We start from the raw sequence: 25,595 nt of genomic DNA, 5'->3' as shown, positions 1-25,595 counted from the left end.
TAGGCGTTAAAAAATCTTGCATTTCTTTCTTTATCATATCATAATGCATGAAAAAACCCCCGGCGGATCAAATATCCGCTTCGGGAGTTTGCTGTTCAGGTTCTTCAATCGGTGGAGCAGCTTTTCCAACTTTCTTTATGACAAAATAGGCGCAACCAAAATTGCAATACTCATATAAATAGTCCTGCAAAGTGCTGATTTTCGTATCGTAAGTCGCCTTGTGGTTGGTATCTTCAAAAAATCCTTTTAAACGCAACTGACCGTATCCCCAGTCACCTAAAATATAATCGTATTTTGATAAAATCTCGCTAAAGCGGGCAGTGATTGCCTCTTCTTTAAACCCTTCACGATAATCAATTAATATGTCATAATCCCACTGATCCAATGTGATCAATTTTCTCACCATCCATTAGCTGTTAATAGCAGCTGCTTGCACTTCTCCGAGGCGCTGACGCTCTTTTGCAGCTGCATTGACTTGCTCATCCGCATGGTAGCTGCTTCGAACCAAAGGGCCTGCCTGGCAATGCGAGAACCCTTTTGTCATCGCAATCTCCCAGAATTCCTTGAATTCTTTTGGCGAATAATATTTTTGTACACTTAAATGTTTTTTTGTAGGCTGAAGATACTGGCCAATTGTCATAATATCGACATCATTTGCACGCAGATCATCCATAACTTCGATGATTTCCTCTTTTGTTTCACCGAGGCCAATCATCAATGAAGATTTAGTCGGAATCTCTGGATGCAGTTCTTTTGAGCGCTTCAATAACTCCAGTGAACGGTCATACTTGGCGCGTGCTCTCACTCTTGGCGTCAGACGACGTACAGTCTCTATATTGTGATTTAAAATATCCGGTTTTGCATCCATTAGCCGTTCCAGATTTTCATAGACTCCACCCATGTCAGACGGCAGGACTTCAATTGTTGTATAGGGATTGGCACGCTTGATCGCTCGGATGGTTTCAGCAAATACAGCCGAACCCCCGTCTTTCAAATCATCGCGCGCAACTGCAGTGATAACAGCGTGCTTCAAGTTCATCATCTTCACCGAAGCCGCAACACGTTCAGGCTCTTGCAAATCAAGTTCATTCGGCAAGCCGGTTTTCACCGCACAGAAGCGGCAAGCTCTCGTGCAAACAGCGCCAAGAATCATAAAAGTAGCGGTTCTCCGAGTACCCCAGCACTCATGGATGTTCGGGCATCTCGCTTCTTCGCAGACGGTATTCAGATTGTTTTCCCGCATCATTTTCTTTAAATCCGTATAGTTTTCATTGGTGTTCAGTTTGATCTTTAACCAATCGGGCTTTCTGAGATGTTCCTGCTTTGTTGACACGCACATCGTCCCCTATCTATCTGGTTTATGAATGGAATACAATTCTATTCCAAATGTATCATAAAGGCCTGTTCCTCACAAGCTCACATACTGGCTCATCTACATGGAAAGGCCCGGAAACTTATCGTTTCCGGGCCTGTCAATTATACGTTGTTTGCAGCGTCTCTTGCTTTGTTCTTTTTGCTGCTAGTGACCGCGTGAATGATGCTGGCAGCCAAGCCGCCCCAGATAATTACCACGCCGATAATCATCACGACAATAGAACTTACTGTCATATGAAGCTCCCCCTTTTAATTGCGCTCGTCATATTCTCCCTGATCTTTATGCCATTTTCCGATAGAGAATAGAATTCCGAAAATAATTGCAGCAGCTGCGACTGCTACACCACCTGACAAGGTAAACATGTTGGAATACCCTTCGTAGTTTCCAGTTTCAGTGTCAAACTCTTGCAGGATGTTCAGTTTCAACAGTCCAAACATCATGTAACCCAAAACGATTGGTGTGATGATGCCTAAACTGAATTTCCACCATGCACCCAAATGAATATCCGAGATTTCGTTGGCATGGCCTTTGAGCAGATCCGCTTTGCGGAATACCCAAACTACCAAGACAACTTCCACTAAACCGACTGCTGCAACACCGAATTGGTTGATAAAGTAATCTGCCAAATCCAGGAAGTACAAACCGCCCTGGGTCGCGAATAAAATTGAAATCAATGCAGCAAGACCACCGCCGAAAAGAACCGATTTTACGCGTGAAATCCCAAACTTCTCTGAGAATCCAGCAACATACGTTTCAGTGATGGAAATCAACGATGTTAATCCAGCCAGTGTTAAGGACAGGAAGAACATGAACCCGAATAACCCATTAAAGCCGGGGAATTCATTGATGATTTGCGGGAATACCACAAATGCCAACCCAACGCCTGCTGTTGCTACTTCACTTACGGCTACTCCCTGCTGGGATGCCATGAATCCAAGTGCGGCGAAAATACCAATACCAGCCAGCAACTCGAAACTCGAGTTGGCAAACCCAGTAATAAATGCGTTATTGGTAATATCCGATTTTTTCGGCAAGTAACTCGAGTACGTGATCATGATTGCGAATGCTACAGACAAACTGAAGAATATATGCCCGTAAGCTGCAACCCATACCGATGGATCGAGGATGGCATCAAAATCCGGCTGGAAAAACGCCTCTAACCCTACCAATGCTCCGTCCAATGTTACTGCGCGAACAACGACTGCGAAGAAAATAATTACCAAAGTCGGAATGAAAATCCGGTTGGCCATTTCAATGCCTTTTTTAACCCCTGCCAGCAAGATCCCTAACGTGATGATCCATACTAAAGCAAGTGGGATAAATACGCCCCATACAATTCCACCAGTTTGTCCTGGTTGAACTGTCAACTGCAAAAAGTCATTGAATAAGAAGTCCTGCGTATCTGTGCCCCATGCCTGGTTGAAAGAAAATATAGTATAGCGCATTGCCCAGGCGATGATAACGGCATAGTACACAGATATGATGAAGGACACGAATACGGCCCACCATCCAAGCCATTCTAATTTTTTGCCGCCCATTCTAAAGAACGATAACGGTGCAGAGCCGCGATATTTATGCCCAATCGTAAATTCCAGTATTAAGATTGGAATTCCTGCAGTTAATAATGCGAACAGGTATGGTATGAAGAATGCACCTCCACCATTTTCATACGCAACATATGGAAAACGCCAAATGTTACCCAAACCTACCGCAGAGCCGACAGCTGCCATAATAAAACCGGCACGTGTACCCCATTGCGAACGTTCCATTTCTCTTCCCCCTTTGTATCCCATTTTATTTACATAAAAATAGGAATTTTGTTTGTTTTCAGATTATTAATTAATCTAAAAATAGTATACCGAGAGGGTCTCACAAAGTAAAGATGAAATCGCAATATATTTCAAAAAAACTATTGCCGCAAAAGTAAATAGGCAGAGAATTAGCTTCTCTGCCCACTTTCTATTATGCATTTTGTTGTTTTTCAATAATAGTTGTACGTTGTGACCAGACAATGAAAAGTATAGCAAGAACCGCTAGGACGACGCCTAGGGAGATCCACAATGAACCGGTAAACCCTATGACAATATACCCTATCGCAGCAATTCCGGCTGCTGTCAACGCATATGGAATTTGCGTTAAGACATGATCCATATGATTGCTCCCAGCTCCTGTGGAAGACAAAATCGTCGTATCGGAAATCGGTGAACAATGATCTCCGAATACTGCTCCTGCCAATACAGCTGATAAAGCAGGCAGCAGCAAGGATGGATCCGCTTCGATCATAATGGTGCCTGCAATCGGCAACAGGATACCAAACGACCCCCACGATGTCCCGGTAGAAAATGCCATAATGCCCGCTAATACAAACAAGAGAACTGGCAAAACGGCTGTTGGTACATTGCCTTCAGAAACAACATTTGCCAAGTAAGCTCCTGTTTCCAATGATCCGATCAAAGAAGTCAGCGACCAAGCAAAAATCAAAATCATTACAGCACCCATCATGGATTTGATGCCTGCCCATATGCCTTTGCCAATCCATCCAGCATTGGCTGTTTTGTTTTTATTGATTTGAAGTGCGTAAAGAACAATGGAGGTCAGTGCACCTAAAACACCACCTACAAGCAGTGAAGCCGGTACATCGGTGTTTTCAAAAATCAACCAGATATCGAAGACTTGTCCGGCATTTTGGAAACCGGTCCAAATCATCGCACCTACCGTACCGACAATCAACAGCAAGATTGGAAGCAGCAAGTCTCGAACACGTCCATGTGAATGTGAAGGAAACTCTTCTTTCATTTCACCTGGAATTGTTTTATCCGGATCGAAAAGCTGTCCTTTCGAAATTGCCAACACTTCGTGTTTTTTCATTTCACCAAAGTCGACGTCGCGAACAGCGACAAAAAAGACGATGGCCAGTGATGCAACCACATAAAAGTTCATTGGCGCCATCCATAAGAAAGCTTCCAATGCAGAATACTCAACAAAAGTCTGGCCAGCCAGGATCGTGGCGATGATCCCGATAATGGCAGCACCCCAACTTGATACAGGCGATACCACACAAACAGGCGCAGCTGTCGAATCAATAAAGTAAGCAAGTTTAGCACGTGAAACTTTGTAGCGGTCTGTGATTGGGCGTGCTACTTGCCCAACTGTCAAAGCATTGAAATAATCATCGATGAAGATGACTATTCCCAGGGCCACTGTCAGAACTTTAGCACCCCGTCTTGACTTGATGCGCGTTGAAGCCCATTCAGCGAAAGCATGGCTGCCCCCTGACAGGCTGACGAATGCTGTAATAACGCCCAGCAATAAAAGAAAAAGAATGATAAAGACGTTGTAGGCATTAAAGCCGCCATCCCAAAAAATAATTGTAAATGATGCCACAAGCTCCTGCAAGGCTTCGATTGGTGCGAACCATGTCAGAATAACAGCTGCTGCGACAATACCGGTGCCCAATGACAACAACACACGGCGCGTTAACAGCACCATGACAATTGCGATAATCGGCGGCAAAATCGAGAAAATCGTGTTCTCCATAAAAACTCCTCCTTATTTTTTGATGGGTGAAAATGAGAAAAAAAAAGGCCGACCTCTCCAGTTGGATAAGTCAGCCTTCTACAATTCGTCTGTGCGTTAAAACGTCAAACAACCCTGTAGCTCTCCACTCAAACTTTCGCTTGAATGACAGTGACATTCTTTTTCAGAATGACCCCAATCCATTTCCCGTGACTACAGGAAATGGATTTCGGCAAAACTTCCTTTCAGATGCGTTCAACGCAGTCAAACTCGCGCATCCTACTGATCAGTCTTGCAGCCTCTACCCACCATTATTTATTTCCTTAATAGCATAGCCCAAACTCTTTACAAAATCAACTGCCCGTAAACTCTGAACATTCCTTCTACTTCAACGCTTTGGTGTGGAAATACTGGCTGAAAACATCCCGTAAAAAATCGGGCATAAAGTATGTTTTAGGAGCTCGTTTCAGACTTGGGAAGAAGTAGCCAAACGTCAACATATCCAGTGTCACTAAGCGATACGTTTGGTCGTGCACCGCTAATTGTCCATTCACGTAAAACCGGTGATCGATGAGCTCCATATTCAAATGCAGCATCTTGCCAAACACGACGCCGCGGAATCCCATGCCTTTCAATTCCAGCTGCGGCCAATCCGAGTTTAAGGACTGCAAGTAAATTTCTTTTAACTCTGCACCGCTTAGCTCGACCATGCATGGATTGATTGGGTGAGGAAGCATTTTATGAAAGTCATAGCGTGTCAAGTCGCCTTCAGACATATCTTCCATGAAGATTCCGGCATTGAACAGAGCGCAATCAGCTCCAGCAAATTCCAGCAGTGCATGACCAAACAGATTCCCCAGTTTTGAGTCCTTAAACCATTCGGCTTTTAAAAATTGGGGACTGTGGAACACCAGCTCACCCATTTGTTTTTTTCCTTCTTCAATCAAAAACTCATCAAATCCTGCTTCTGTTTCCTGTAGGCGGGAAGTTTCGATTAACCGGGCAGAGGATTTTGCAAAGGCTTGCTCCACTGTAATATGGCCAATATAAAACCCGAATTTCCCGGCAGCTCCCAATAGCGTATCCCCTTGCCATTTTCCATCATGGAATGTGTGGTGGGTATGCGCACCCAAAACAATATTGATTTGCGGACATAGATCCACTAAAAGCTCATCTTCCTTGATGCCCAGATGCGATAGGCAGACGATCAAGTCTGTCTCATCTTTTATTTCCTCCACTGCTTGAATGATTGATTGTTTTGCATCCGTAATTTGCCACCCAAGCTTCCGATAAAACGGGGTAAACTCAGCGGTTGCTCCTACCAGTCCAATGCGCATTCCATTTTTCGCTTGGATAATATGATAAGGCTTGGCCCAAATCGGTCGGTTGCCGTCCAAATCGAATAAATTCGACACCACCACTTCAAAGTCAGCCTGGACATACAACTCATCCAGCTCTTCTTTTGACAGCGTGATGCCTTCATTATTGCCGATGGTGACTGCATCGTATTCGGCTTCATTTAACAGGAGTACGTTTCCTTTGCCGGCAGTGCCTTCGGTATAAGGATGCGACCGGTCAGCATGGTCACCAATATCTAAAATCAGACAGACATCCCCTTCTTCTTCGTGCCACCTTTTGCGCTCGGCTAAAAAAGACTTGATGCGTGGCCAATTCGCAAAATGGCTATGCAAATCGTTGGTATGATAAATATGGATTGTATGATTCATGAAAACACCTCTTTAAGAACTGAATATTCCTTCGTAAATTGATCGCAGCCCCAGTACCAGAAGCACAATGCGCAAAATCACCACCAACATTTCTGAATCGAGGCGTTTGTTTAATTTGGCTCCAATTTTTGCTCCGAGATATGCACCTGGCACAACCGCGATTGTATAAATCCAAGGTACATGCCCTAAAGCAATATGGGTTGCTGAGTTGATGAGTGCCGACAAAAAAACCATAAACATCGACGTGCCAATGGCCACATGCGGCGGAAACAAAAATAAAAGAATCATTGCAGGAACAATAATTGATCCCCCGCCAATGCCAAAAAGTCCCGACGCAAAGCCCACAAAAAATGTCAGCAGCAAGGCAAACCAAATGGGGTAGCCGTAGATGTATTGTCGATCCTGTGTGTCTGTGAACGTCGTTTTTCGTCCGTTGTCAACAAACCAGTGGACAGCTTTCAAATGATCACGCGTCATTAACAACAAGGATAGGAAGACGAGAAGAATGCCAAAATACAGGTTGAATGAAGGCAAGTCTAAACTTTTATTGACAAAAGCGCCGATCACGGTTCCCGGCGCACTGCCTGCGAAGAAAATAAGAGCACTTTTGTAATCCACTGTCCGAACTTTCATATAAGCCAAAGTGGAAGAAAGGCCAATAAAAACCATCATAATGACGGACAAGCCAACTATTTTCTGAGGAGAGAGTTCGGGGAAAAAGGCAAAGCTGGTGCCCAAAAACAACAAGGCCGGCACCAATATAACTCCTCCTCCAAGCCCTATCAAAGCGCCAACGATTCCGGAAACGACTCCGACAAGCGCCATGACTAAGAAAACCATTAAAATCCACCTTCAAACAAATCCAATTGTTTTGGTGAAAGTCCATCAAATGATAATCCATTCATTTTCTGAAACTCTTTTGCATCCCCTGCTGCATGGCCACCTGAATTATTATTAAAGATAACATAGACCTTGTCAGTAGTGTCAGCCAACGTCTTGACGGCACGGCTGATTTCCCCGAGCTCTTCTTTATTGTAATCATAAAGATAGCGGACTTCCCGCCAGTTTTGTCCGTGTCCAGGATTCAGCCAGCCATGAACGTTTCGCCCGTGAATGCGCAGCAGCACTTTGTCTTTTCTCGAAGAGATGGGAACCAATGGAATCGAGCCATCCCCCGCCTGCGGTTCATCACAAACTGAATGGATTAAGTTGTTGTCCCGAAGAAAATCCACCGTTTTGTCGCTCATATTGCCGGCGTACCAGGATTGATGGCGAAACTCTACTGCCAAGTCAAACTCGGTCAGTCGCCCGGTAATTTCCCGAATTTGGTCGACATTGTCCTTTTGACAATCAAACCATGGTGGAAACTGCAGCAGCACCATCGCAAGCTTTCCCTCTTCTTTCAAGGGACGCACCGATTTACAGAACGCATCAAACATCTCGTCGCGCGACTCAAATGGATTTTCGCCACGCAGGTGCCCCGTCATTCCTTGATAAGCTTTTACCACAAACTGAAAGTTTCCTGGTGTTTCCGAAATCCACTTGCGGATATTGCGTTCAGGCTGGACTGCATAAAATGAGGAATCCAATTCGACAATTGGAAAATGTGCGCCATAATCAATCAACTTTTCTGTTTTTTTTGAGCCTGGGCTATAGACATCCGGATGGTCTCCCCAACCCGTCAATCCTACGTAAATCATTGTCCCGCCTCCATTTATCGTTATTATTTTATGATAGCATAGAAAAAATAGAACGTCTTTTTTAAAGAGATATCCTTCAAGGGAATTGAGATTTTAAAGAGCATCAGTCCAATGATGTCATGCCAGCGTCTTTTGACTATGCTACACTTTTTATAAGGCAAGGAGATGGGACAATCATGAAAAAAACGTGGAATCATATAGGGATTGTTGAGAGATTCGAAGCAAATCGCAACGAGGAGTTGGCTGGGCCGATGTCCGCTTATATGCGGAACCAGTTTGACTTTTTGGGCATCAAAACGCCGTTGCGGAATGCATTGCTAAAAGAACAGTTTTCGGAGCATCAACTTCCCGAACCAAACCAGTTAACAAATGAAGTATGGAAACTGTATAACTTGGCTGAACGGGAATACCAGTATGCAGCAATTGCTTTATTGGAAAAGATGAAGAACCAATTAACCACGGAAGATTTGCCTTTTCTTCGTAAACTCATTGAAAGCAAGTCTTGGTGGGACAGTGTCGATTCCATTGCTCCACGAACCCTTGGACACGTTATTTTAAAAGAGCGGAGTGCCGGAACAGAAGCCATGTTTGCCTGCTCTGAGGCCCCTAACATGTGGACGAACCGTGCAGCTATTCTTCATCAATTAAAATACAAGCAACAGACAGATACTGACGCATTGGCCCGCATTCTTTTGCAGCATGCTGCCTCTCCAGAGTTTTTCATCCAAAAGTCTATTGGTTGGGCGCTGCGTGAATACGCCAAGACGGATGCCCAGTGGGTCGTATCTTTTGTATCAGATCACGCATTAATGCCGCTTAGTAAGCGAGAAGCACTGAAACACATCAAAAATCCCCTTTAGCATCGGTTAGCGAGGCTAAAGGGGATTTCACTTATCCAATTGATTTTTTGATTGTTTAAAACAAGCCGCCGATACCTTTGCCACTGCTAAAAATAGATTTGGCCGATTCCATCAATTCTTTCTTTTCAGTCTCATCAATTTTTCCATCTTCGTAAGCGATTTTGGCTTGCTCAAATACTTCTTTTGCTTGCCCCAGATCTGCATTGCTGAGCTTTTGTTTTAACGCATCAAATGTTTGGCTCATATCAATTATACCTCCCAAAATTTTTCTTTTAAACTTCTATACCCCCTGATTGGGACATAAAACAGCATAACTTTCCGTACGTGTAATTATGTTTGCAGCAAGAAAAATCTACAAAAATAACCCTTGGCATGAAACACCATGCCAAGGGTTATTTACAATTCTATTAACCGATAGAGCCTTCCATTTCGAACTTGATTAAACGGTTCATTTCCACCGCATATTCCATTGGAAGTTCTTTCGTGAACGGCTCAATAAAGCCCATTACGATCATTTCTGTTGCTTCTTGCTCTGAAACGCCACGGCTCATCAAGTAGAACAATTGCTCTTCCGATACTTTTGAAACTTTCGCTTCGTGCTCCAAAGAAACGTTATCGTTTAAGATCTCGTTGTATGGAATTGTATCCGAAGTTGATTGGTTGTCCATGATCAGCGTGTCACATTCAATGTTTGAACGTGCGCCGTCTGCTTTGCGTCCAAAATGAACCATCCCGCGGTATGAAACTTTACCGCCTTGTTTCGAAATGGATTTCGAAACAATAGATGAAGACGTGTTTGGAGCCAAGTGAATCATTTTTGCTCCAGCATCCTGGTGTTGGCCTTTGCCGGCAATTGCGATTGACAAGGTCATGCCGCGTGCGCCTTCGCCTTTTAGGTAAACAGCTGGGTATTTCATAGTCACTTTTGAACCAATGTTGCCATCAATCCATTCCATTGTGCCGTTAGCGTCAACAAATGCACGCTTCGTTACAAGGTTGAAGACGTTGTTTGCCCAGTTTTGAATCGTTGTGTAGCGGCAATAAGCATCTTTTTTCACGATAATTTCCACAACAGCTGAGTGAAGTGAATTTGTCGTGTAAACAGGAGCTGTACAGCCTTCTACATAGTGAACGCTTGCGCCTTCATCAACGATGATCAACGTACGCTCAAACTGGCCCATGTTCTCTGAGTTGATGCGGAAGTAAGCTTGAAGCGGTGATTCTACTTTAATGCCTTTAGGAACATAGATGAATGATCCACCAGACCAAACCGCGGTGTTCAACGCAGCGAATTTGTTGTCAGCTGCCGGAATAACCGACTGCCAATGTTCTTTGAAAAGGTCTTCGTTTTCACGAAGTGCAGCACCAGTATCTTTAAAAACGATCCCCATGTCTTCCAATTCAACTTTCATGTTATGGTAAACCACTTCAGATTCATATTGAGCTGATACACCAGCCAAATACTTTTGCTCTGCTTCTGGAATCCCTAACTTGTCGAATGTCCGTTTGATTTCTTCAGGAACTTCATCCCATGAAGTTTGGCTCGCTTCTGATGGCTTTACGTAATACGTAATCTCATCAAAGTTTAACGAACTTAAATCGCCGCCCCATTGTGGCATCGGCATTGAATAAAACAACTTTAATGCTTTCAGACGGGAATTCAACATCCATTCCGGTTCTTCTTTAATTTTCGAAATTTCTCTTACAATTCCTTCAGTCAGGCCACGCTTCGATCTGAAAACTGAAACATCCTTGTCGTGGAACCCATATTTATAATCACCGATTTCTGGCATTTGTTTCGCCATTGTCGTTCCTCCGTTCTCTGTTACGATTTTTCTTCGTTTTGTACGCCTTTTTCCATGGCTTTCCATGCTAAAGTCGCACATTTGATACGGGCTGGAAACTGAGAAACGCCTTGCAATGCTTCGATATCGCCAAGGTCGATCGAATCATCGTAATCCTTGCCGAGCATCATATCTGAAAAGATGCCGGAAAGCTTTAATGCCGTATCAATTTCCTGACCCTTGACAGCCTGTGTCATCATTGACGCAGAAGCCATTGAAATCGAACATCCTTCACCGTCAAACTTCGCATCTTTGACAATGCCGTCTTCGACCTGCAAAGTCAAGTGGATGCGGTCTCCACAGGTCGGGTTGTTCATCTCGATATTGACGCTATTGTCTTCAATCGTCCCTTTGTTGCGGGGCGTTTTATAATGATCCATAATGACACGTCGGTATAATTGGTCTAAGTTATTAGAAGACATCGTTAAAATACTCCTTTGCCGAACGCAATCCTTCCACTAAGCGGTCAACATCTGACTCGCTGTTGTATAAGTAGAAGCTTGCGCGTGCTGTAGCTGAAACTTCCAGCCATTTCATCAAAGGCTGAGCACAGTGATGGCCTGCACGAACCGCTATGCCGCTCATATCGAGGACCGTTGCGACGTCGTGAGGGTGGACATCATTCAAGTTGAACGTTACGATCCCCGCCCGCTGCTGCGGATCAGCCGGACCGTAAATTTCCAATCCTTCGATGCTGCCCATTTTTTCCATTGCATAAGCAGCCATTTGATGTTCGTGCTTTTCGATTTCATTCAAGCCGATTTCATTCAGGAAATCGATCGCTGCGCCTAACCCTACAGCGCCTGCAATAATCGGTGTGCCACCTTCAAACTTCCAAGGCAGCTCTTTCCATGTCGAATCATACAATCCGACAAAGTCGATCATTTCTCCGCCAAACTCCACCGGTTCCATGTTATTCAACAATTCTTTTTTGCCATAAAGCACGCCAATTCCAGTAGGACCACACATTTTATGCCCAGAAAAGGCAAAGAAATCACAGTCCAATTGTTGAACATCTATTTTCAAGTGGGGCGCTGCCTGAGCACCGTCCACCACCATCACCGCTCCATTTTCATGGGCGATCTGTGCAACTTCTTTGACCGGATTCATCGTGCCAAGAACGTTCGAGACATAAACCATTGAAACAATTTTTGTCCGTTCCGTTACGGCTGCGCGAACCTGCTCCAAAGAAATTGTGCCGTCTTTTTCCAGCTCGACATATTTCAAAATGGCACCGCGTTCTTTTGCTAATTGCTGCCATGGAATGATATTGGAATGGTGTTCCATATAAGTAATAACAATTTCATCGCCTTCATCTACATTGGCTCTGCCGTAGCTTTGCGCAACCAGGTTGATGGCGGTTGTCGTTCCCCGCAGGAAGATGGTTTCTTCTGTTGAATTGGCATTAATGAATTTACGGACTTTTTCACGTGCGCCTTCGTATTTTTCAGTAGCACGATTGCCGAGCGTATGAACGCCGCGATGCACATTGGAATTATCCAGCTTGTAATAATTCGATAACGCTTCAATTACTTGAACGGGTTTTTGTGAAGTGGCAGCACTATCCAGATAAACAAGTGGATGGCCATTTATTTCTTGATCCAGGATCGGAAAATAGCTTTTTATCTCTTGGTTGATCATTAGCGGACTTTCCTTTCGATAACCTCCGTCAATTGCTTTTTAACGCCTTCGATTGGCAATACACGAACAACCGGTGCCAAGAAACCGTGAATAACAAGACGTTCAGCTTCCTGTTTTGTGATGCCGCGGCTCATCAAGTAATACAATTGCAGCGGATCTACGCGTCCGACTGATGCAGCATGTCCTGCTGTTACATCGTCTTCGTCAATTAGGAGAATCGGGTTGGCGTCTCCACGCGCTCTTTCGCTTAACATTAAGACACGTGATTCCTGTACAGCATTTGATCTTGTAGCACCGTGTTCAATTTTGCCGATGCCGTTGAAAATAGCTGAGGCTGAATCTTTCATCACGCCGTGCTTCAAAATGAAACCTTCAGAATCTTTGCCCCAATGAACAACTTGAGTCGTAAAGTTTTGTTTTTGCGATCCGCGTCCAACTACTACACTCTTCGTATCGCCGTAAGAATTATCGCCGATCAGGTTAGTGGTGTTTTCAGAAATTGTATCGCTGTCGTTCATCATACCTAACGCCCATTCAATGCGTGCATCACGAGCAGCTACACCGCGACGGTTTACATACGTAATGAAGCCTTCTGCTAATGTATCTACTGCGCCGTACGTAATTTGTGCATTATCTTCAGCAAACACTTCAGAAACAATATTCGCTAATCCATTTGCATGCGGTACAGTTGAGAAGTAGTTTTCAACATACGTTACTTTACTGCTTGTGTCTGCAACCACGATGACATGGTTGAACAAAGAAGCTTCAGCGTCATCATGATAAAACACTACTTGTACAGGTTCTTCCACGACAACGTTTTTCGGAACATAAAGGAATGCCCCGCCGTTCATCAATGCTGCATTTAAGGCAGTTAATTTATGCTCATTTGTTTTCACGCCGTTAGTCATAAAGTATTTTTTAACCAAATCGCCATGTTCACGAAGTGCTGTGAAAATATCTGTCAAAATAACGCCCTGAGCTGCAAGTTCATCAGAAATCCGTGAAAATGCAGGCGTATTATTGTGCTGGATATAAAGATTTTTTTGTTTCAAATCCACGATAGACTTAACATCTTCCGTCAAATCTTCAATAGAATCAAAAACTGAACTCTGTACTGTATGTGCTGGGAACTCCGTGAAGTTCCAGCTAAGAATTTTAGTTTTGTCTGGTTTTGGCAGCGGCAAAGTTTGCGCTTCACCAAACGAACGAAGACGAAGCTCAGTAAACCATGAAGGTTCACCATTCATTTCTGAAAAAGAGCGCACGTCCTGCTCGGTCATTTTTAAATTTGTTTCAACCGTCATGCTAGTCTCTCCCTTCAATTATGCTTGTCCTACCGTCTCGTCTTCAATGCCAAGTTCAACTTTGATCCAGTCATAGCCTTCAGATTCAAGTTTATGGGAAAGTTCTTCCCCGCCTGATTTCACAACGCGTCCTTGCATCATGACATGTACATGATCCGGTGTGATGTAGTTCAGCAAACGCTGGTAGTGAGTAATAATCAAGCAGCCGAAGTTTTCGCTTCTCATTTGGTTGATGCCTTCTGAAACAACCTTCAATGCATCAATATCCAACCCGGAGTCAATTTCATCCAAGATGGCGATTTTTGGTTGAATCATCATCAACTGAAGAATTTCATTGCGTTTCTTTTCCCCGCCTGAGAAACCTTCGTTCAAATAGCGCTGCGCCATTTCTTGTTCCATATCTAAGACTTCCATTTTTTTATCCAATTCACGGATGAATTTCATCAATGAAATTTCGTCGCCTTCTTCACGTCGTGCGTTCATTGCAGAACGCATAAAGTCGGCATTGGTTACGCCAGAAATTTCGCTTGGGTATTGCATACCAAGGAAAAGGCCAGCGCGTGCGCGTTCGTCAACTTCCATTTCCAGAACGTCTTCGCCGTCCAACGTAATAGAACCTTGAGTGACTTCATATTTAGGATGGCCCATGATAGCTGATGCTAACGTAGATTTCCCAGTACCGTTAGGCCCCATGATTGCGTGTATTTCACCTGTATTAATTGTTAAGTCTACACCCTTTAAAATCTCTTTGTCTTCGATTTTAACGTGTAAATCTTTGATGACTAAAGTTGACATGTAAATACCTCCATAAAGTTAATTGTTGAATGGCAAACCATTCTTAATTAGTATCATTCTAATCTTAACCGATATCCACCCTACTGGCAAATCATTAAACTGTCTGCAAAGCTGTGGGAAATCATTTCAGAATACTGGATTTCTCACTTGTTTACTAAAATGCGGTATGATAACTGTCATATATTTTTATTTTCAATAAAAGAATCCTAATTGAGAATTTATATCAATAAAAAACCAGCATCCAAAGATGCTGGTTTACTTTTTATATGATTAGTCTCGATGAATCTGCCGTTCGATTTGGCTGGCTACTTTTTGGCCTAGCTGATAATCCTGCTCACGGCGCTGCTCGACTTCCAGTATTTTGTCAGGGTCATTTTGATACTCGTCAATTCCGAAACCATGTGCGTTTCTGAATGCCTGTTCCATTTTCTCCGTCTTTTCAATACCTTGCGAATCGATAATGAACCATTCCTTTCAATCTGTTGGTTTTAAGAATACCTTTATTAGTATACCCCGAAAAATATCAAATAAACACTCTAATAGTCTAATTAATCTGAAAACAGAACTTTTGTCTTATATTCTGTCTTCAACGAAATTTCCTTTTTGCATGCTTCTATTAAACTTTTAAAAGTATAGTAAAAATTGAAAGCCCTGGCGATTTCTCGCCAGGGCTCTGCTTTATTTATTGTGAGACTTCATTGTAAATGCTTGATGCCGCTAAGTCTTGCTCAACAAGCAATTCATTTAACATATCGTCTGCTTCTAGGAATTTTTCGTTAGCTGCTTCAAATGATGCATCTTTCGTCAATTCTTCCGCTTTCATTTCGTAAGATTCATGCATTGCAGTAAATGCGGATTCGATCGATTCTTGGTGCTCTTCTAATGCTGCAGGAATTTCAATTGTTTCTACTGCACTAGCTGCTTCTTCAGCAGAAGCGATGGCTGCGTCTTTCATGGTCTGCAATTCGTCGCCTTCTGGCAATGTTTCTTCTGCCTGGCTCATTTCGAATGCATTCAAGTCACCATCTACAGCATTGATCGTATTCGGAATGGACATGTAAAATTTCATCAATTCCTGCTTTACATCTTGGTTGCCTTCCGAAGTTTCAGCACCTGCTGTTTCTTCTGCCGGTTCTGTTGTCGTCGCTTCTTCTTCTCCGCAAGCCGTCAATAAAACTGCTGCTGATAAACCAATTGCCCATAATTTCTTCATGATGTTTTCCCCCTACTGTGTAATATCTTTGCTATAGTAGCACAGAAATTACCAATAGAATAGACCTTTTGAAATAGTTGTAATTGGTCGAATCAATCAATTATTCCAAACTTTTTCGGCCATTTGTGAAACGGTCGACAATATGTGCTAAAGCTCCGTCACCCGTGACGTTTGCTGCAGTACCGAAGCTGTCCTGTGCCATGTAAAGGGCGATCATCAAGGCAACCATTGTGGCATCAAACCCAAGCATAACTTCCAGTAAACCAATCGCTGCCATAACCGCACCGCCTGGAACTCCTGGTGCAGCGATCATTGTTACACCCAGCATTAAAATGAACGGGAAGAAATCGCCAAAGGTCGGGACTCCGCCTGTCAACAATACTACACCTATCGCACATGATACCAAGGTGATGGTACTGCCGGATAGATGAATGGTTGCAAACAAAGGAACGGTAAAGTCTGCCACCCGTTCATTAACTCCCGATTTACGGGATTGGCGCAAAGTGACCGGAATGGTTGCTGCAGAAGACTGCGTGCCAAGTGCCGTGAAATATGCCGGCATCATCGTTTTTAAGATTCCAAAAGGATTTTTCCCTTTTAATGCGCCAGCTGATGAATACTGAAGCAACAGCATGGTCCAGTGAAGGATCAAAATCATTAAAAAGACAATTGCGAACAACGATAAGATTTCAAATACTGCCCCGCCATAGGCCATATTGGCAAAAATACCAAAGATGTGGAACGGCAACAAAGGAATAATCACGTAAGAAATCGTCTTCTCAATAATTGCTTGGAATTCATCAAAAAATGAGGTCATGGTCTTGCTTCCTGTCGATGCCATGCCGATGCCGAGCAAGAACGCCAGGATCAATGCTGACATAACACCAAAAACAGGCGGCATATCAAGGGCAATAAATGTCGCTGCTAATGCATGCTCCGGATCTTCCAAGCTGCTTAAAGAGCCTTCCCGCATAACATTGGGCAAAACCGTGGTTGCTGCAAAAAACGCTAAAATCCCCGCTGTTACGGTAGATGCATAGGCAACTCCGGTGGCTACACCCAAAAGCTTGCCTGAACCTTTGCCCAATTTTGCAATTCCCGGAGCAATAAAGCCGAGAATAATCAACGGTACAATAAAGTTTAGAAAATTACCAAAAATCGTGGTAAACGTTGCGAATACCCGCACCATCCATTCTGGCGCAACCAATCCAATGAGAACCCCCAACACAATTGCCACGACAATACGTGGCAGCAAACCAAAATTGAATTTCATCAAATTGTCCTCCTCATATGAACAAATGCTTATTTTATATTATTCAAAAGTAGCACAGACCTTTTAAGAATGACAGCCATATAGGAAAACGCGAAATATTTTTATTATTTAAACAAAATAAAAAAGCATCCGTTGAAGGATGCTTTTTTACAGGATTATTCGACTGGTACGACTGAGCCGCCCCATTCTTCCAAAATGAAATCTTTAATTTCTTGTGAAGTTAACACTTCCACTAATGCTGCAATGTTTTCGTTTTCTTCATCGCCAGCGCGCACTGCAATAATGTTAGCATATGGAGAATCTGAAGACTCAAGTGCAATGGAATCTTCCATTGGGCTAATGCCTGCATCAATTGCATAGTTCGAGTTGATTAGAACTGCATCGCCTTCACCTGCTTCATACATTTGAACCAACAATGCCGCTTCGTAGTTGGCATCAAATTGAAGATCTTTCGGGTTTTCAACAACGTCGCTTACTTCAGCAGCTGTTTTTTCTACACCTTCAGCCAATGTAATCAAGCCTTCAGCTTCAAGCATAGAAAGAATGCGGCCGTGATCAGCAACCGAGTTGCTCATCAAAATCGTTCCACCTTCAGGCAGTTCATCAAGTGAAGCGTGATCCTGAGAGTAAACACCGATTGGCTCGATGTGAATGCTGCCTGCGTTTTCAAATTCGTAGCCATGATCCGCTACTTGCGACTCTAGGTAAGGAATGTGTTGGAAATAGTTGGCGTCGATTTCACCAGACTCTAAATCTTCATTTGGCAGGATGTAATCCTGGTATGTTTCAATTTCAAGTTCAATGCCCTGCTCTTCTAGAATCGGTTGTGCCTGTTCTAAAATTTCAGCGTGGGGCACGTTCGAAGCGCCAACGCGCAAGGTGCTCGATTCTTCTTCTTCGCTTGCCCCGCCATTTCCGCATCCTGCGAGTACTAAAGCTGTTAGTGCTGTTCCTGCTACAAATTTCTTCATCTGACTCTCTCCCTTTTCATGTGTTTTTATATAGTACGGAAAATCCGCTGCTATCGTTTGTCTGACTTAGTTGTTACCCAATCACCTATAAATTGAATAACGAAGACGATAATCAAAATTAAGATCGTTGCCATTAACGTGACATCTTCCCGGCTGCGCTGGAACCCGTCCAAGAAAGCCAAAGTCCCAAGGCCGCCTGCGCCAATGATGCCAGCCATTGCCGTGTAACCGACTAATGCAATGGCCGTCACCGTGATTCCGGAAATTAAAGCCGGTTTCGATTCAGGCAACAGGACTTTCCAAATGATGGTGCCGGTTGTCGCGCCCATAGAACGGGCAGCTTCGATGACCCCTTTATCAATTTCTTTCAAGGCAATCAGCACCATGCGTGCATAAAATGGAGCTGATCCGATGATCAATGCCGGCAATGCAGCGTTGGGTCCACGAATAGAGCCCATCAAGAATAACGTAAACGGAATCAATAAGATAATCAGGATGATAAAGGGAATCGAGCGGAAAATATTCACGAATGCCCCTGTCAGCCAGTTGACGACTTTGTTTGCCCATAATTGCTTTGGCGCTGTCAAAAACAGCAAAATGCCAAGGGCCAATCCAATAACAAATGTAAATACTGTAGACAATGCCGTCATGTAAAGTGTTTCAATAGTGGCTTCCCACATATTGTCCCAATCGACGTTCGGGAATAATGATTCAATCATTGTGCATCACCTCCGCTTGGACATCTTCTAACCGAAGGAATGCCAGTGCTTCTTCAATTTCTGCTGCTGAACCTTTCAATTGCAGGATCAACGTTCCATATGCCCCGCGCTGTGTGTGCGAGATATTGCCTTGAACAATGTTGACTTCCACTGCATGGCTGCGGATCAACTTTGTCAGAATCGGCTGTTCAGTTTGGTCTCCGACAAAGACCAATTTTACCAACTCGCCTGTCGGATACAATTCCCGAAGATTTTTGATGGTTTCGTGCGAATCACCGGAATCGGTAACCTGTGCCACAAAACGTTTCGTGATTTCTTCTTTCGGCGATTGGAAAACATTCAGAACATCGCCAAGTTCAACCACCCGGCCGCCTTCCATGACCGCCACACGATGGCAAATCTTGCGGATTACATGCATTTCATGAGTGATTAACACAATGGTCAAACCCAATCGTTTGTTGATGTCCACCAGCAGATCCAGGATGGCATCGGTTGTTTCTGGATCGAGTGCAGATGTTGCTTCGTCACACAACAAGACTTCCGGATCATTCGCCAGTGCCCGGGCAATGCCGACGCGCTGTTTCTGTCCGCCTGAAAGTTCCGATGGATACGCGTTTTCACGGCCAGTCAATCCAACCAGTTCGATCAACTCTTGAACTCGGTTGCCCCGCTGTGCTTTTGCCACTCCGGCAATCTCGAGCGGGAACTCGATATTCTCTCTTACTGTTCGAGACCATAACAAGTTGAAATGCTGGAAAATCATGCTGACTTTTTGGCGGGCCTTGCGCAATTCTCCACCTTTAATCGCTGTGATCGTCTGCCCGTTAATTTCGACTGTTCCTGAAGTTGGTTTTTCCAAACCGTTCAACAACCGGATCAACGTACTTTTACCAGCTCCGCTGTACCCGATAATGCCGAAGATTTCACCATCGGAAATGGATAAATCGACTCCGTCAACAGCTGTAAGAACTGCTTTGCCTGTATCGAATTTTTTCGTTACTTTTTTTAACTCAATCATCTCTTGAACACCCCTAGATTCTAAAAATAAAAAACCCTTCCGCGCAGAACTGAGCAGAAGGGCAAACGTATATTATACGGAAACCAATCTCTCATCTTCCAAAGCTTTCGCTTCGTGTGATTTGGCACCATTTCATTTTCATGACGGTTGCCGGGCTTCATAGGGCACTTCCCTCCACCACTCTTAATAAGAGTTTTGATATGAAATTATTTTATCAGAATCTCAATTTACCATGACGTGCTAAATTCGTCAACAGATTTCAACTTATCATATAAATATGGGACCGAATGGAAAGCATAAATCTTTTCCTCAATTTTGCCATTCTCCGTAATTAGCAGGCACGGCACACTTTCCACTTGGTATAAGCCTGCAATTTCTTGGACATAATTCAAGTTGGCTTTGCCGATTTCAAGATCCGGCAGCAGTTCTGTGACGACTGTCAACATCTTTGAAGCGACCTGGCAAGTCCCGCACATCGGCGTATATAAATAAAACGCAGTGGTCCGTTTTGTGTTTTTTTCTTTGATCCATTCTTTATGTGTCCATTCTTTCATCTTCTTCATCCCTCTATCAATAGCTTGTTGACCCGGACATTCGCTGCAATCAGCACATCCATCAAAATGCGAAGCGGTGTCGTTGAAACTTCCTTGTAGCTGCGATTCACATAGAAATGGCGGGCTTCCGGGAATTCACGTTTGACTAACTTCCGCAACTTTTCTCCTGAAGAATCGGCATCCACCAATATGATAATATCCTGATCTTCGTAAGGCAATAATAATTCTTCAAGCCGCGATGCACTTACTGTACCATTTGTGCAAAGAATCGTCACGGGTTCTGCAATGAGCGGCGCAATCCTCGACTTGTCGCTGATTCCCTCCACCACAATCACCTTTCCCATAAACATTCACCCCATCGAATATAGAATAAGAAAAGTCCTATTACTCAACTATACTAATTAATTCAATAGTTTCAAGAATATCACCTTGACGCCATAGAACCCTATTTCTTTCCTTGGGCCGTTTCAGCATTTTTTCCAATTCTATTCGGGGAGAAAAAAACAAAAAAGCGCCTAGGCATAGGCGCTTTCCAAAGTTTACTCGTTTGTCATTTCTTTGTATTGGTCTGCAGTCATCAGTTCGTTGACTTCTTCTTCAGAAGGGGCTTCGATAACCACCATCCAAGCTTGCTCGTAAGGAGATTCGTTGACGAATTCCGGGCTGTCTTCAAGCTCAGAGTTGACCTCAACTACTTTTCCGCTGATAGGTGCGTATAGTTCCGAAACCGTTTTAACAGATTCTACGCTGCCGAAGGGCTGATCTTTTTTCAGTTCTTCGCCAACTTGCGGAAGCTCAACAAAAACGATATCTCCCAATTCAGCCTGTGCGAAATGAGTAATTCCGATACGCGCATTGCCATCTTCGATTTTGACCCATTCGTGTTCTTTTGAATAACGAAGTTCTGCTGGTGTGCTCATCTTGACCCCTCCAAATTATGTAGTTCATTCATGTTCAGTTTGACATAAACAGCCGTGAAACACAAGATGACGCAGCCTTTATAACCAGCTCGTCCGGTAGTCCTCTTCTTTAAAGCCCAGTGTCACCTGTTTGCCGTCCCAAGCAAGCGGACGCTTGATCAGCATCCCGTCTGAAGCCAATAATTCCAGCTGCTGTTCTTCGGTCATGTCTGACAGCTTGTCTTTCAAGCTCAGTGAACGATAGACCAAGCCGCTCGTGTTGAAAAATTTCTTCAACTCCACCCCGCTTGCCTGGTAAATCTCTGTCAATTGTTCTTTTGTTGGCGGATTTTCTGCAATGTGAATTTCGTTATATTCGACACCGTTTTTTTCCAGCCAGCTTTTCGCTTTTCGGCACGTTGTGCATTTTGGATAAGCATAATAGGTAATCAAGTTAGAACCCCCTTTTTTCAAGCTTACCAAAAAGAACCCAAACGGTCGACGACAAAAAAACAGGCCAACCCAGATTTACTGGTTTGGCCTGTTCAGACTGTAGACAAAGGCTTACCCAAATGAATAGCCGTGCATAACCCCAACCGGTCAGGCCACTCCGCTTTCCGTGGGCTCAGCTTCAGCCTCCTCGTCACTTGCGTTCCTGCGGGGTCTTCAGCTTTCGCTGTCCCACAGGAGTCTGCGTGGCCAGTCCAATTGGGGGCGTGTGGTTCCAATCAAAGAGAGAAGCCTGTTCCTCACTTCACGCAAAAATTCGTAGCGCAAGGCGACGACTCAGCGCTTCGTCCGCCTGAAGCGCAGAATTCCGTATAAAACCCGACCAATTAAGATTTTATTCATTAGGTCGGGTAACTATTCTTATGTCTACAAGCTCAACAGGCACCCCCAACTTTACTGGAGGTGCCTGTTTTGAGAAAGCTATTACACAACGTATTTTTCGACATCGATTAGCTTGACAGCCGCTTCGCGTTTTTTCGCAATGACATTGTAAGGCGTTGAACGAGTCAATTTACGCAATGCAGAAAGCATCATACGCTGGTTGTCGCCTTCGATGGCTGCGATCAATGTTTCTTTCGCATCTCTTTCGATCTGGTCGAATGCTTCTTGGCAATAAATCTGCGTATACAATAGTTTCTGCTTGGCCTTTTCTTCGCCTGAAGCAGCGATTGCTTTTTCTGTACGCAATACGACCGACTCCATCGCAAAGACGCTGCTGACAATATCTGCGATGTTGACTAAAACTTCCTGCTCCGCTTCCAGTTTTGTCCCGTAAGTCTGAGCGGCAAGACCGGCCGCCAGCAAAGCGATCTTCTTAGCATTTTTCACCAAGTATTTTTCTTGGGCCAGCGCTTCTGTGCCGACTTCTTCTGGCATCATCATCAACAGCTCTTCTTGAAGCTGCTGTGCGTGCTGCAACAACGGCAATTCGCCTTTCATCGCTTTACGAAGCAATGTTCCTGGTACTAGCAAGCGGTTGATTTCATTGGTGCCTTCAAAAATACGGTTGATGCGTGAATCGCGGTAAATGCGCTCGATTTCGTATTCCTGCATAAAGCCATATCCTCCGTGTAATTGAACACCTTCATCGACGATGTAATCCAAGGTTTCCGTGCCAAAGAATTTATTCAGTGAGCACTCCACTGCAAATTCAGCGATCGAGTCAGCCACTAATTTTCCGTCTGCCTGCTGCTCATCCGTAAATCCGCTCATGCGGTCTTCGAACAACCCAACTGTGCGGTACACAGAACTTTCAACAGCATACAATTTAGAAGCCATCGTTGCCAATTTCTCGCGCGTCAAATTGAAGGAAGAAATCGGCGTCTTGAACTGCTGACGCTGGTTTGTATAAGGAATTGTCAATTCCATGGCGCGTTTCGATGCACCAATTGTGCCGACACCCAATTTGTAACGACCAATGTTCAAGATGTTAAACGCAATAATGTGTCCGCGTCCCGCTTCGCCCAATAGGTTTTCCACAGGAACTTCAGCGTCCTGCAAAACCAATGTGCGTGTAGAAGACGACTTAATGCCCATTTTCTTTTCTTCCGGTCCAACAGAAACACCTGGATATTCGCGTTCTACAATAAAGGCCGAGAATTTGTCGCCGTCAATTTTTGCATAAACTACGAAGACATCTGCAAACCCAGCATTGGTGATCCATTGCTTTTCGCCGTTCAAGACGTAATGCGTGCCTGCTTCGTTCAGTTTGGCTACCGTTTTCGCACCAAGTGCATCTGATCCTGAGCTTGGCTCAGTCAATGCATAAGCTGCGATCATTTCACCTGTTGCTAAGCGAGGCAAGTAGCTTTGCTTTTGTTCTTCGTTGCCGAACAGAACGATTGGCAATGATCCAATGCCGACATGTGCGCCGTGAGTGATTGAGAAGCCGCCTGCTTTAGACATTTTCTCAGCAATCAACGCTGAAGCGATTTTGTCCAAGCCTAAGCCGCCGTATTGTTCCGGTACATCTGCACCCAAAAGGCCAAGTTCTCCAGCTGTTTTCAATAGACGAACTGAGTGTTCAAACTCATGGTTCTCCAAGTTTTCAACGACTGGCATGACTTCGGTATTCACGTAGTCTTCCGTAGATTTTGCGATCATTTTTTGTTCTTCCGTGAAATCTTCCGGTGTGAACACACGTGACAGATCCGCGTCTTCGATTAAAAAACTACCGCCTTTTATCAATGTTTTTGATTGTTCCATTTTGTATTCCTCCTATTTTTTAATTGCTTTATGAATGTGTTTAAGTTGAGCTTAAATGATCACTTCTAATCCGCTTCGGTCGCTTTGGGCATGACTCCCGCAAGAAGCCAGGTAAAGTACACCTATCTCCTTGCTTCGCCTACCTGGACGCGCCGACGCTAATAAAACACATCTCTAACTAATTTCTATTTCTTCACTCTCTACTAGAGTGCAGTTCGAAACTAACAAGAATGTATAGAAAGCTGCGACTTTTCCAGATCTGACTTAAAATTTAATTATCAAATTCATTTCTACAACATTTCAAAGACGCCTGCTGCACCCATTCCGCCACCGATACACATCGTGACCACGCCGAACTGTTTGCCTTGGCGTTTTAATTCACTCATCATGCGGATTGTCAGGATGGAGCCTGTCGCACCCAGCGGATGGCCCAGTGCAATGGCTCCTCCGTTAAAGTTGACTTTGTCGATATCCAAGCCCAGTTCACGGATGACACCCAGCGATTGCGAGGCGAAGGCTTCGTTTAATTCCCAGACATCAATGTCTTCAATTGTTAATCCAGCCAGTTTTAAGGCTTTTGGAATAGCGACGACAGGACCAATTCCCATAACTTCCGGCGGTACGCCGCCTGTTGCGAATGAACGGAATTTAGCGATGGGCTTTAACCCGAGTGCTTCCGCTTTTTCACGGTCCATCACCAGCAACGCACCGGCGCCGTCGGAAGTCTGCGAAGAGTTTCCGGCGGTAACCGTTCCGCGTGCTGAGAAGGCCGTACGCAATTTGTTTAACGTTTGAATGCTGGTCCCGTGACGGACGCCTTCATCCATTTCGAACATAAAGGATTTTTCCTGATATTTATTGTTTTCATCCACATATCGCTTGGTTACTTCGACTGGAACGACTTCTTCGTCAAAGTTGCCGGCTGCAATAGCCGCTGCCGCTTTTTCGTGCGAACGGACTGAAAATGCATCCTGGTCTTCACGGCTGATGCCGTATTGTGTCGCCACCTGCTCTGCCGTGTGACCCATGCTCATATAGTATTGAGGTGCTGTTTCCGCTAATTTTGCATTGGGGCGAATGACGTTGCCCATCATCGGCACCATGCTCATTGATTCCACACCGCCTGCAATGATCGCTTCGGCTGAACCAACCATGATGCGTTCTGCTGCATAAGCGATCGACTGCAATCCTGAAGAACAAAAGCGGTTGACGGTAACGGCTGATACCGTGTCCGGCAATCCTGCAAGTGCTCCGATATTGCGGGCGATGTTCATGCCTTGCTCTGCTTCCGGCATGGCACAGCCCATAATCAAATCATCTATTGGCCCATCGTATCCGCCTGCCCGCTGTAGCGTTTCTCTGACAACCAATGCGCCGAAATCATCCGGACGTACAGTCGCCAACGAACCTCTTGTCGCTTTTCCGACCGGTGTTCGAGCACTGGCCACGATTACTGCTTCACGCATGTAAA

General features: G+C 44.3%; 27 protein-coding genes and 2 riboswitches. Of the genes, 1 reads left to right on the top strand and 26 read right to left on the bottom strand.

The features are described 5' to 3' along the window. Window positions 1-67: 67 nt before the first annotated feature. From AC4EG4_RS15555 to AC4EG4_RS15520, 8 genes are all read right to left on the bottom strand, one after another. The gene (locus AC4EG4_RS15555; RefSeq protein ID WP_490979971.1) at window positions 68-394 is read right to left on the bottom strand and encodes a YutD family protein; all 327 of its coding nucleotides are present in this window, start codon (window positions 392-394) and stop codon (window positions 68-70) included. Between the two features lie 15 nt (window positions 395-409). Then, complete coding sequence (gene lipA / locus AC4EG4_RS15550; protein ID WP_490979939.1) at window positions 410-1,333, bottom strand: lipoyl synthase; 924 nt, start codon at window positions 1,331-1,333, stop codon at window positions 410-412. Window positions 1,334-1,476: 143 nt separating this feature from the next. Next, entirely contained in the window at window positions 1,477-1,608 is a 132-nt protein-coding gene (locus tag AC4EG4_RS15545; RefSeq protein ID WP_490979938.1) for a MetS family NSS transporter small subunit, read from the bottom strand. 15 nt (window positions 1,609-1,623) lie between these two features. Then, window positions 1,624-3,144, bottom strand: a complete 1,521-nt coding sequence (locus tag AC4EG4_RS15540; RefSeq protein ID WP_490979937.1) for a sodium-dependent transporter — start codon at window positions 3,142-3,144, stop codon at window positions 1,624-1,626. Window positions 3,145-3,337: 193 nt separating this feature from the next. Beyond that, the gene (locus tag AC4EG4_RS15535) at window positions 3,338-4,912 is read right to left on the bottom strand and encodes a Na+/H+ antiporter NhaC family protein (protein ID WP_490988314.1); all 1,575 of its coding nucleotides are present in this window, start codon (window positions 4,910-4,912) and stop codon (window positions 3,338-3,340) included. Window positions 4,913-5,021: 109 nt separating this feature from the next. Next, window positions 5,022-5,203, bottom strand: a riboswitch (Lysine riboswitch). 71 nt (window positions 5,204-5,274) lie between these two features. Next, window positions 5,275-6,618, bottom strand: a complete 1,344-nt coding sequence (locus AC4EG4_RS15530; protein WP_490988313.1) for a bifunctional metallophosphatase/5'-nucleotidase — start codon at window positions 6,616-6,618, stop codon at window positions 5,275-5,277. A gap of 12 nt (window positions 6,619-6,630) precedes the next feature. Beyond that, window positions 6,631-7,458, bottom strand: coding sequence for a sulfite exporter TauE/SafE family protein (locus tag AC4EG4_RS15525; protein ID WP_490988312.1), 828 nt, complete (start codon window positions 7,456-7,458; stop codon window positions 6,631-6,633). Further along, entirely contained in the window at window positions 7,458-8,318 is an 861-nt protein-coding gene (locus AC4EG4_RS15520) for a DUF72 domain-containing protein (protein WP_490979933.1), read from the bottom strand. Before AC4EG4_RS15520 ends, AC4EG4_RS15525 begins: the two co-directional genes overlap by 1 nt. Window positions 8,319-8,494: 176 nt before the next feature. Here AC4EG4_RS15520 and AC4EG4_RS15515 point away from each other — a divergent pair, with 176 nt between their 5' ends. Beyond that, window positions 8,495-9,178, top strand: a complete 684-nt coding sequence (locus tag AC4EG4_RS15515; protein ID WP_490988311.1) for a DNA alkylation repair protein — start codon at window positions 8,495-8,497, stop codon at window positions 9,176-9,178. A gap of 55 nt (window positions 9,179-9,233) precedes the next feature. Here the strand turns inward: AC4EG4_RS15515 and AC4EG4_RS15510 are convergent, their stop codons facing one another. The 18 genes from AC4EG4_RS15510 to AC4EG4_RS15425 form a co-directional block, all read right to left on the bottom strand. After that, a complete protein-coding gene (locus AC4EG4_RS15510; protein ID WP_490988310.1) occupies window positions 9,234-9,422 on the bottom strand; it encodes a hypothetical protein in 189 nt (62 codons plus the stop codon). A 163-nt stretch (window positions 9,423-9,585) separates the two neighbouring features. Continuing rightward, window positions 9,586-10,983, bottom strand: a complete 1,398-nt coding sequence (sufB, locus tag AC4EG4_RS15505; protein WP_490979930.1) for a Fe-S cluster assembly protein SufB — start codon at window positions 10,981-10,983, stop codon at window positions 9,586-9,588. Window positions 10,984-11,003: 20 nt separating this feature from the next. After that, window positions 11,004-11,444, bottom strand: a complete 441-nt coding sequence (sufU, locus tag AC4EG4_RS15500) for a Fe-S cluster assembly sulfur transfer protein SufU (RefSeq protein WP_308788304.1) — start codon at window positions 11,442-11,444, stop codon at window positions 11,004-11,006. Continuing rightward, window positions 11,434-12,663, bottom strand: coding sequence for a cysteine desulfurase (locus AC4EG4_RS15495; protein WP_490988309.1), 1,230 nt, complete (start codon window positions 12,661-12,663; stop codon window positions 11,434-11,436). The genes sufU and AC4EG4_RS15495 overlap by 11 nt, the downstream gene beginning before the upstream one ends. Then, window positions 12,663-13,967, bottom strand: coding sequence for a Fe-S cluster assembly protein SufD (gene sufD / locus AC4EG4_RS15490; RefSeq protein WP_490988308.1), 1,305 nt, complete (start codon window positions 13,965-13,967; stop codon window positions 12,663-12,665). The genes AC4EG4_RS15495 and sufD overlap by 1 nt, the downstream gene beginning before the upstream one ends. Before the next feature lie 18 nt (window positions 13,968-13,985). Further along, window positions 13,986-14,768: a Fe-S cluster assembly ATPase SufC gene (gene sufC / locus AC4EG4_RS15485; protein ID WP_185960089.1), complete on the bottom strand. Its 783-nt coding sequence runs from the start codon at window positions 14,766-14,768 to the stop codon at window positions 13,986-13,988. A 264-nt stretch (window positions 14,769-15,032) separates the two neighbouring features. Next, entirely contained in the window at window positions 15,033-15,188 is a 156-nt protein-coding gene (locus AC4EG4_RS15480; RefSeq protein WP_185960086.1) for a YuzK family famiily protein, read from the bottom strand. A gap of 256 nt (window positions 15,189-15,444) precedes the next feature. After that, on the bottom strand, window positions 15,445-15,975 hold the full coding sequence (locus AC4EG4_RS15475) for a hypothetical protein (protein WP_490988307.1): 531 nt from the start codon (window positions 15,973-15,975) through the stop codon (window positions 15,445-15,447). Between the two features lie 100 nt (window positions 15,976-16,075). Then, a complete protein-coding gene (locus AC4EG4_RS15470) occupies window positions 16,076-17,248 on the bottom strand; it encodes a dicarboxylate/amino acid:cation symporter (RefSeq protein ID WP_490988306.1) in 1,173 nt (390 codons plus the stop codon). Window positions 17,249-17,403: 155 nt separating this feature from the next. Then, the gene (locus tag AC4EG4_RS15465; protein WP_490988305.1) at window positions 17,404-18,219 is read right to left on the bottom strand and encodes a MetQ/NlpA family ABC transporter substrate-binding protein; all 816 of its coding nucleotides are present in this window, start codon (window positions 18,217-18,219) and stop codon (window positions 17,404-17,406) included. A gap of 50 nt (window positions 18,220-18,269) precedes the next feature. Beyond that, complete coding sequence (locus tag AC4EG4_RS15460) at window positions 18,270-18,938, bottom strand: methionine ABC transporter permease (RefSeq protein ID WP_490979924.1); 669 nt, start codon at window positions 18,936-18,938, stop codon at window positions 18,270-18,272. After that, a complete protein-coding gene (locus AC4EG4_RS15455; RefSeq protein ID WP_490979923.1) occupies window positions 18,931-19,956 on the bottom strand; it encodes a methionine ABC transporter ATP-binding protein in 1,026 nt (341 codons plus the stop codon). Before AC4EG4_RS15455 ends, AC4EG4_RS15460 begins: the two co-directional genes overlap by 8 nt. A gap of 88 nt (window positions 19,957-20,044) precedes the next feature. Further along, a riboswitch (SAM riboswitch) is annotated at window positions 20,045-20,149 on the bottom strand. Between the two features lie 34 nt (window positions 20,150-20,183). Beyond that, the gene (locus AC4EG4_RS15450; RefSeq protein WP_490979922.1) at window positions 20,184-20,510 is read right to left on the bottom strand and encodes a thioredoxin family protein; all 327 of its coding nucleotides are present in this window, start codon (window positions 20,508-20,510) and stop codon (window positions 20,184-20,186) included. Window positions 20,511-20,515: 5 nt separating this feature from the next. Then, a complete protein-coding gene (locus tag AC4EG4_RS15445; protein WP_490979921.1) occupies window positions 20,516-20,854 on the bottom strand; it encodes a toprim domain-containing protein in 339 nt (112 codons plus the stop codon). A gap of 195 nt (window positions 20,855-21,049) precedes the next feature. Next, window positions 21,050-21,430, bottom strand: a complete 381-nt coding sequence (gcvH, locus tag AC4EG4_RS15440) for a glycine cleavage system protein GcvH (RefSeq protein ID WP_490979920.1) — start codon at window positions 21,428-21,430, stop codon at window positions 21,050-21,052. 78 nt (window positions 21,431-21,508) lie between these two features. Next, a complete protein-coding gene (locus tag AC4EG4_RS15435; RefSeq protein WP_490979919.1) occupies window positions 21,509-21,862 on the bottom strand; it encodes an arsenate reductase family protein in 354 nt (117 codons plus the stop codon). Window positions 21,863-22,342: 480 nt separating this feature from the next. After that, window positions 22,343-24,124 (bottom strand): acyl-CoA dehydrogenase FadE, encoded by a 1,782-nt coding sequence (locus AC4EG4_RS15430; RefSeq protein ID WP_490979918.1) that lies wholly within the window; start codon window positions 24,122-24,124, stop codon window positions 22,343-22,345. A gap of 290 nt (window positions 24,125-24,414) precedes the next feature. After that, the gene (locus tag AC4EG4_RS15425) at window positions 24,415-25,590 is read right to left on the bottom strand and encodes an acetyl-CoA C-acetyltransferase (RefSeq protein WP_490988304.1); all 1,176 of its coding nucleotides are present in this window, start codon (window positions 25,588-25,590) and stop codon (window positions 24,415-24,417) included. Between the last annotated feature and the right edge of the window lie 5 nt (window positions 25,591-25,595).

The organism is Planococcus sp. TJ-201 (assembly GCF_058268495.1).
Note: the sequence above shows the minus strand (reverse complement) of the source record. Positions and strands in the feature narration are given on the sequence as shown.

Bases quoted from the DNA above. Each gene is read 5' to 3' on its own strand.
- AC4EG4_RS15545 (WP_490979938.1), bottom strand. From the start codon at position 1,608: ATGACAGTAAGTTCTATTGTCGTGATGATTATCGGCGTGGTAATTATC.
- AC4EG4_RS15540 (WP_490979937.1), bottom strand. From the start codon at position 3,144: ATGGAACGTTCGCAATGGGGTACACGTGCCGGTTTTATTATGGCAGCT.
- AC4EG4_RS15535 (WP_490988314.1), bottom strand. From the start codon at position 4,912: ATGGAGAACACGATTTTCTCGATTTTGCCGCCGATTATCGCAATTGTC.
- AC4EG4_RS15530 (WP_490988313.1), bottom strand. From the start codon at position 6,618: ATGAATCATACAATCCATATTTATCATACCAACGATTTGCATAGCCAT.
- AC4EG4_RS15525 (WP_490988312.1), bottom strand. From the start codon at position 7,458: ATGGTTTTCTTAGTCATGGCGCTTGTCGGAGTCGTTTCCGGAATCGTT.
- AC4EG4_RS15520 (WP_490979933.1), bottom strand. From the start codon at position 8,318: ATGATTTACGTAGGATTGACGGGTTGGGGAGACCATCCGGATGTCTAT.
- AC4EG4_RS15515 (WP_490988311.1), top strand. From the start codon at position 8,495: ATGAAAAAAACGTGGAATCATATAGGGATTGTTGAGAGATTCGAAGCA.
- AC4EG4_RS15510 (WP_490988310.1), bottom strand. From the start codon at position 9,422: ATGAGCCAAACATTTGATGCGTTAAAACAAAAGCTCAGCAATGCAGAT.
- sufB (WP_490979930.1), bottom strand. From the start codon at position 10,983: ATGGCGAAACAAATGCCAGAAATCGGTGATTATAAATATGGGTTCCAC.
- sufU (WP_308788304.1), bottom strand. From the start codon at position 11,444: ATGTCTTCTAATAACTTAGACCAATTATACCGACGTGTCATTATGGAT.
- AC4EG4_RS15495 (WP_490988309.1), bottom strand. From the start codon at position 12,663: ATGATCAACCAAGAGATAAAAAGCTATTTTCCGATCCTGGATCAAGAA.
- sufD (WP_490988308.1), bottom strand. From the start codon at position 13,967: ATGACGGTTGAAACAAATTTAAAAATGACCGAGCAGGACGTGCGCTCT.
- AC4EG4_RS15480 (WP_185960086.1), bottom strand. From the start codon at position 15,188: ATGGAACAGGCATTCAGAAACGCACATGGTTTCGGAATTGACGAGTAT.
- AC4EG4_RS15475 (WP_490988307.1), bottom strand. From the start codon at position 15,975: ATGAAGAAATTATGGGCAATTGGTTTATCAGCAGCAGTTTTATTGACG.
- AC4EG4_RS15470 (WP_490988306.1), bottom strand. From the start codon at position 17,248: ATGAAATTCAATTTTGGTTTGCTGCCACGTATTGTCGTGGCAATTGTG.
- AC4EG4_RS15465 (WP_490988305.1), bottom strand. From the start codon at position 18,219: ATGAAGAAATTTGTAGCAGGAACAGCACTAACAGCTTTAGTACTCGCA.
- AC4EG4_RS15460 (WP_490979924.1), bottom strand. From the start codon at position 18,938: ATGATTGAATCATTATTCCCGAACGTCGATTGGGACAATATGTGGGAA.
- AC4EG4_RS15455 (WP_490979923.1), bottom strand. From the start codon at position 19,956: ATGATTGAGTTAAAAAAAGTAACGAAAAAATTCGATACAGGCAAAGCA.
- AC4EG4_RS15450 (WP_490979922.1), bottom strand. From the start codon at position 20,510: ATGAAAGAATGGACACATAAAGAATGGATCAAAGAAAAAAACACAAAA.
- AC4EG4_RS15445 (WP_490979921.1), bottom strand. From the start codon at position 20,854: ATGGGAAAGGTGATTGTGGTGGAGGGAATCAGCGACAAGTCGAGGATT.
- gcvH (WP_490979920.1), bottom strand. From the start codon at position 21,430: ATGAGCACACCAGCAGAACTTCGTTATTCAAAAGAACACGAATGGGTC.
- AC4EG4_RS15430 (WP_490979918.1), bottom strand. From the start codon at position 24,124: ATGGAACAATCAAAAACATTGATAAAAGGCGGTAGTTTTTTAATCGAA.
- AC4EG4_RS15425 (WP_490988304.1), bottom strand. From the start codon at position 25,590: ATGCGTGAAGCAGTAATCGTGGCCAGTGCTCGAACACCGGTCGGAAAA.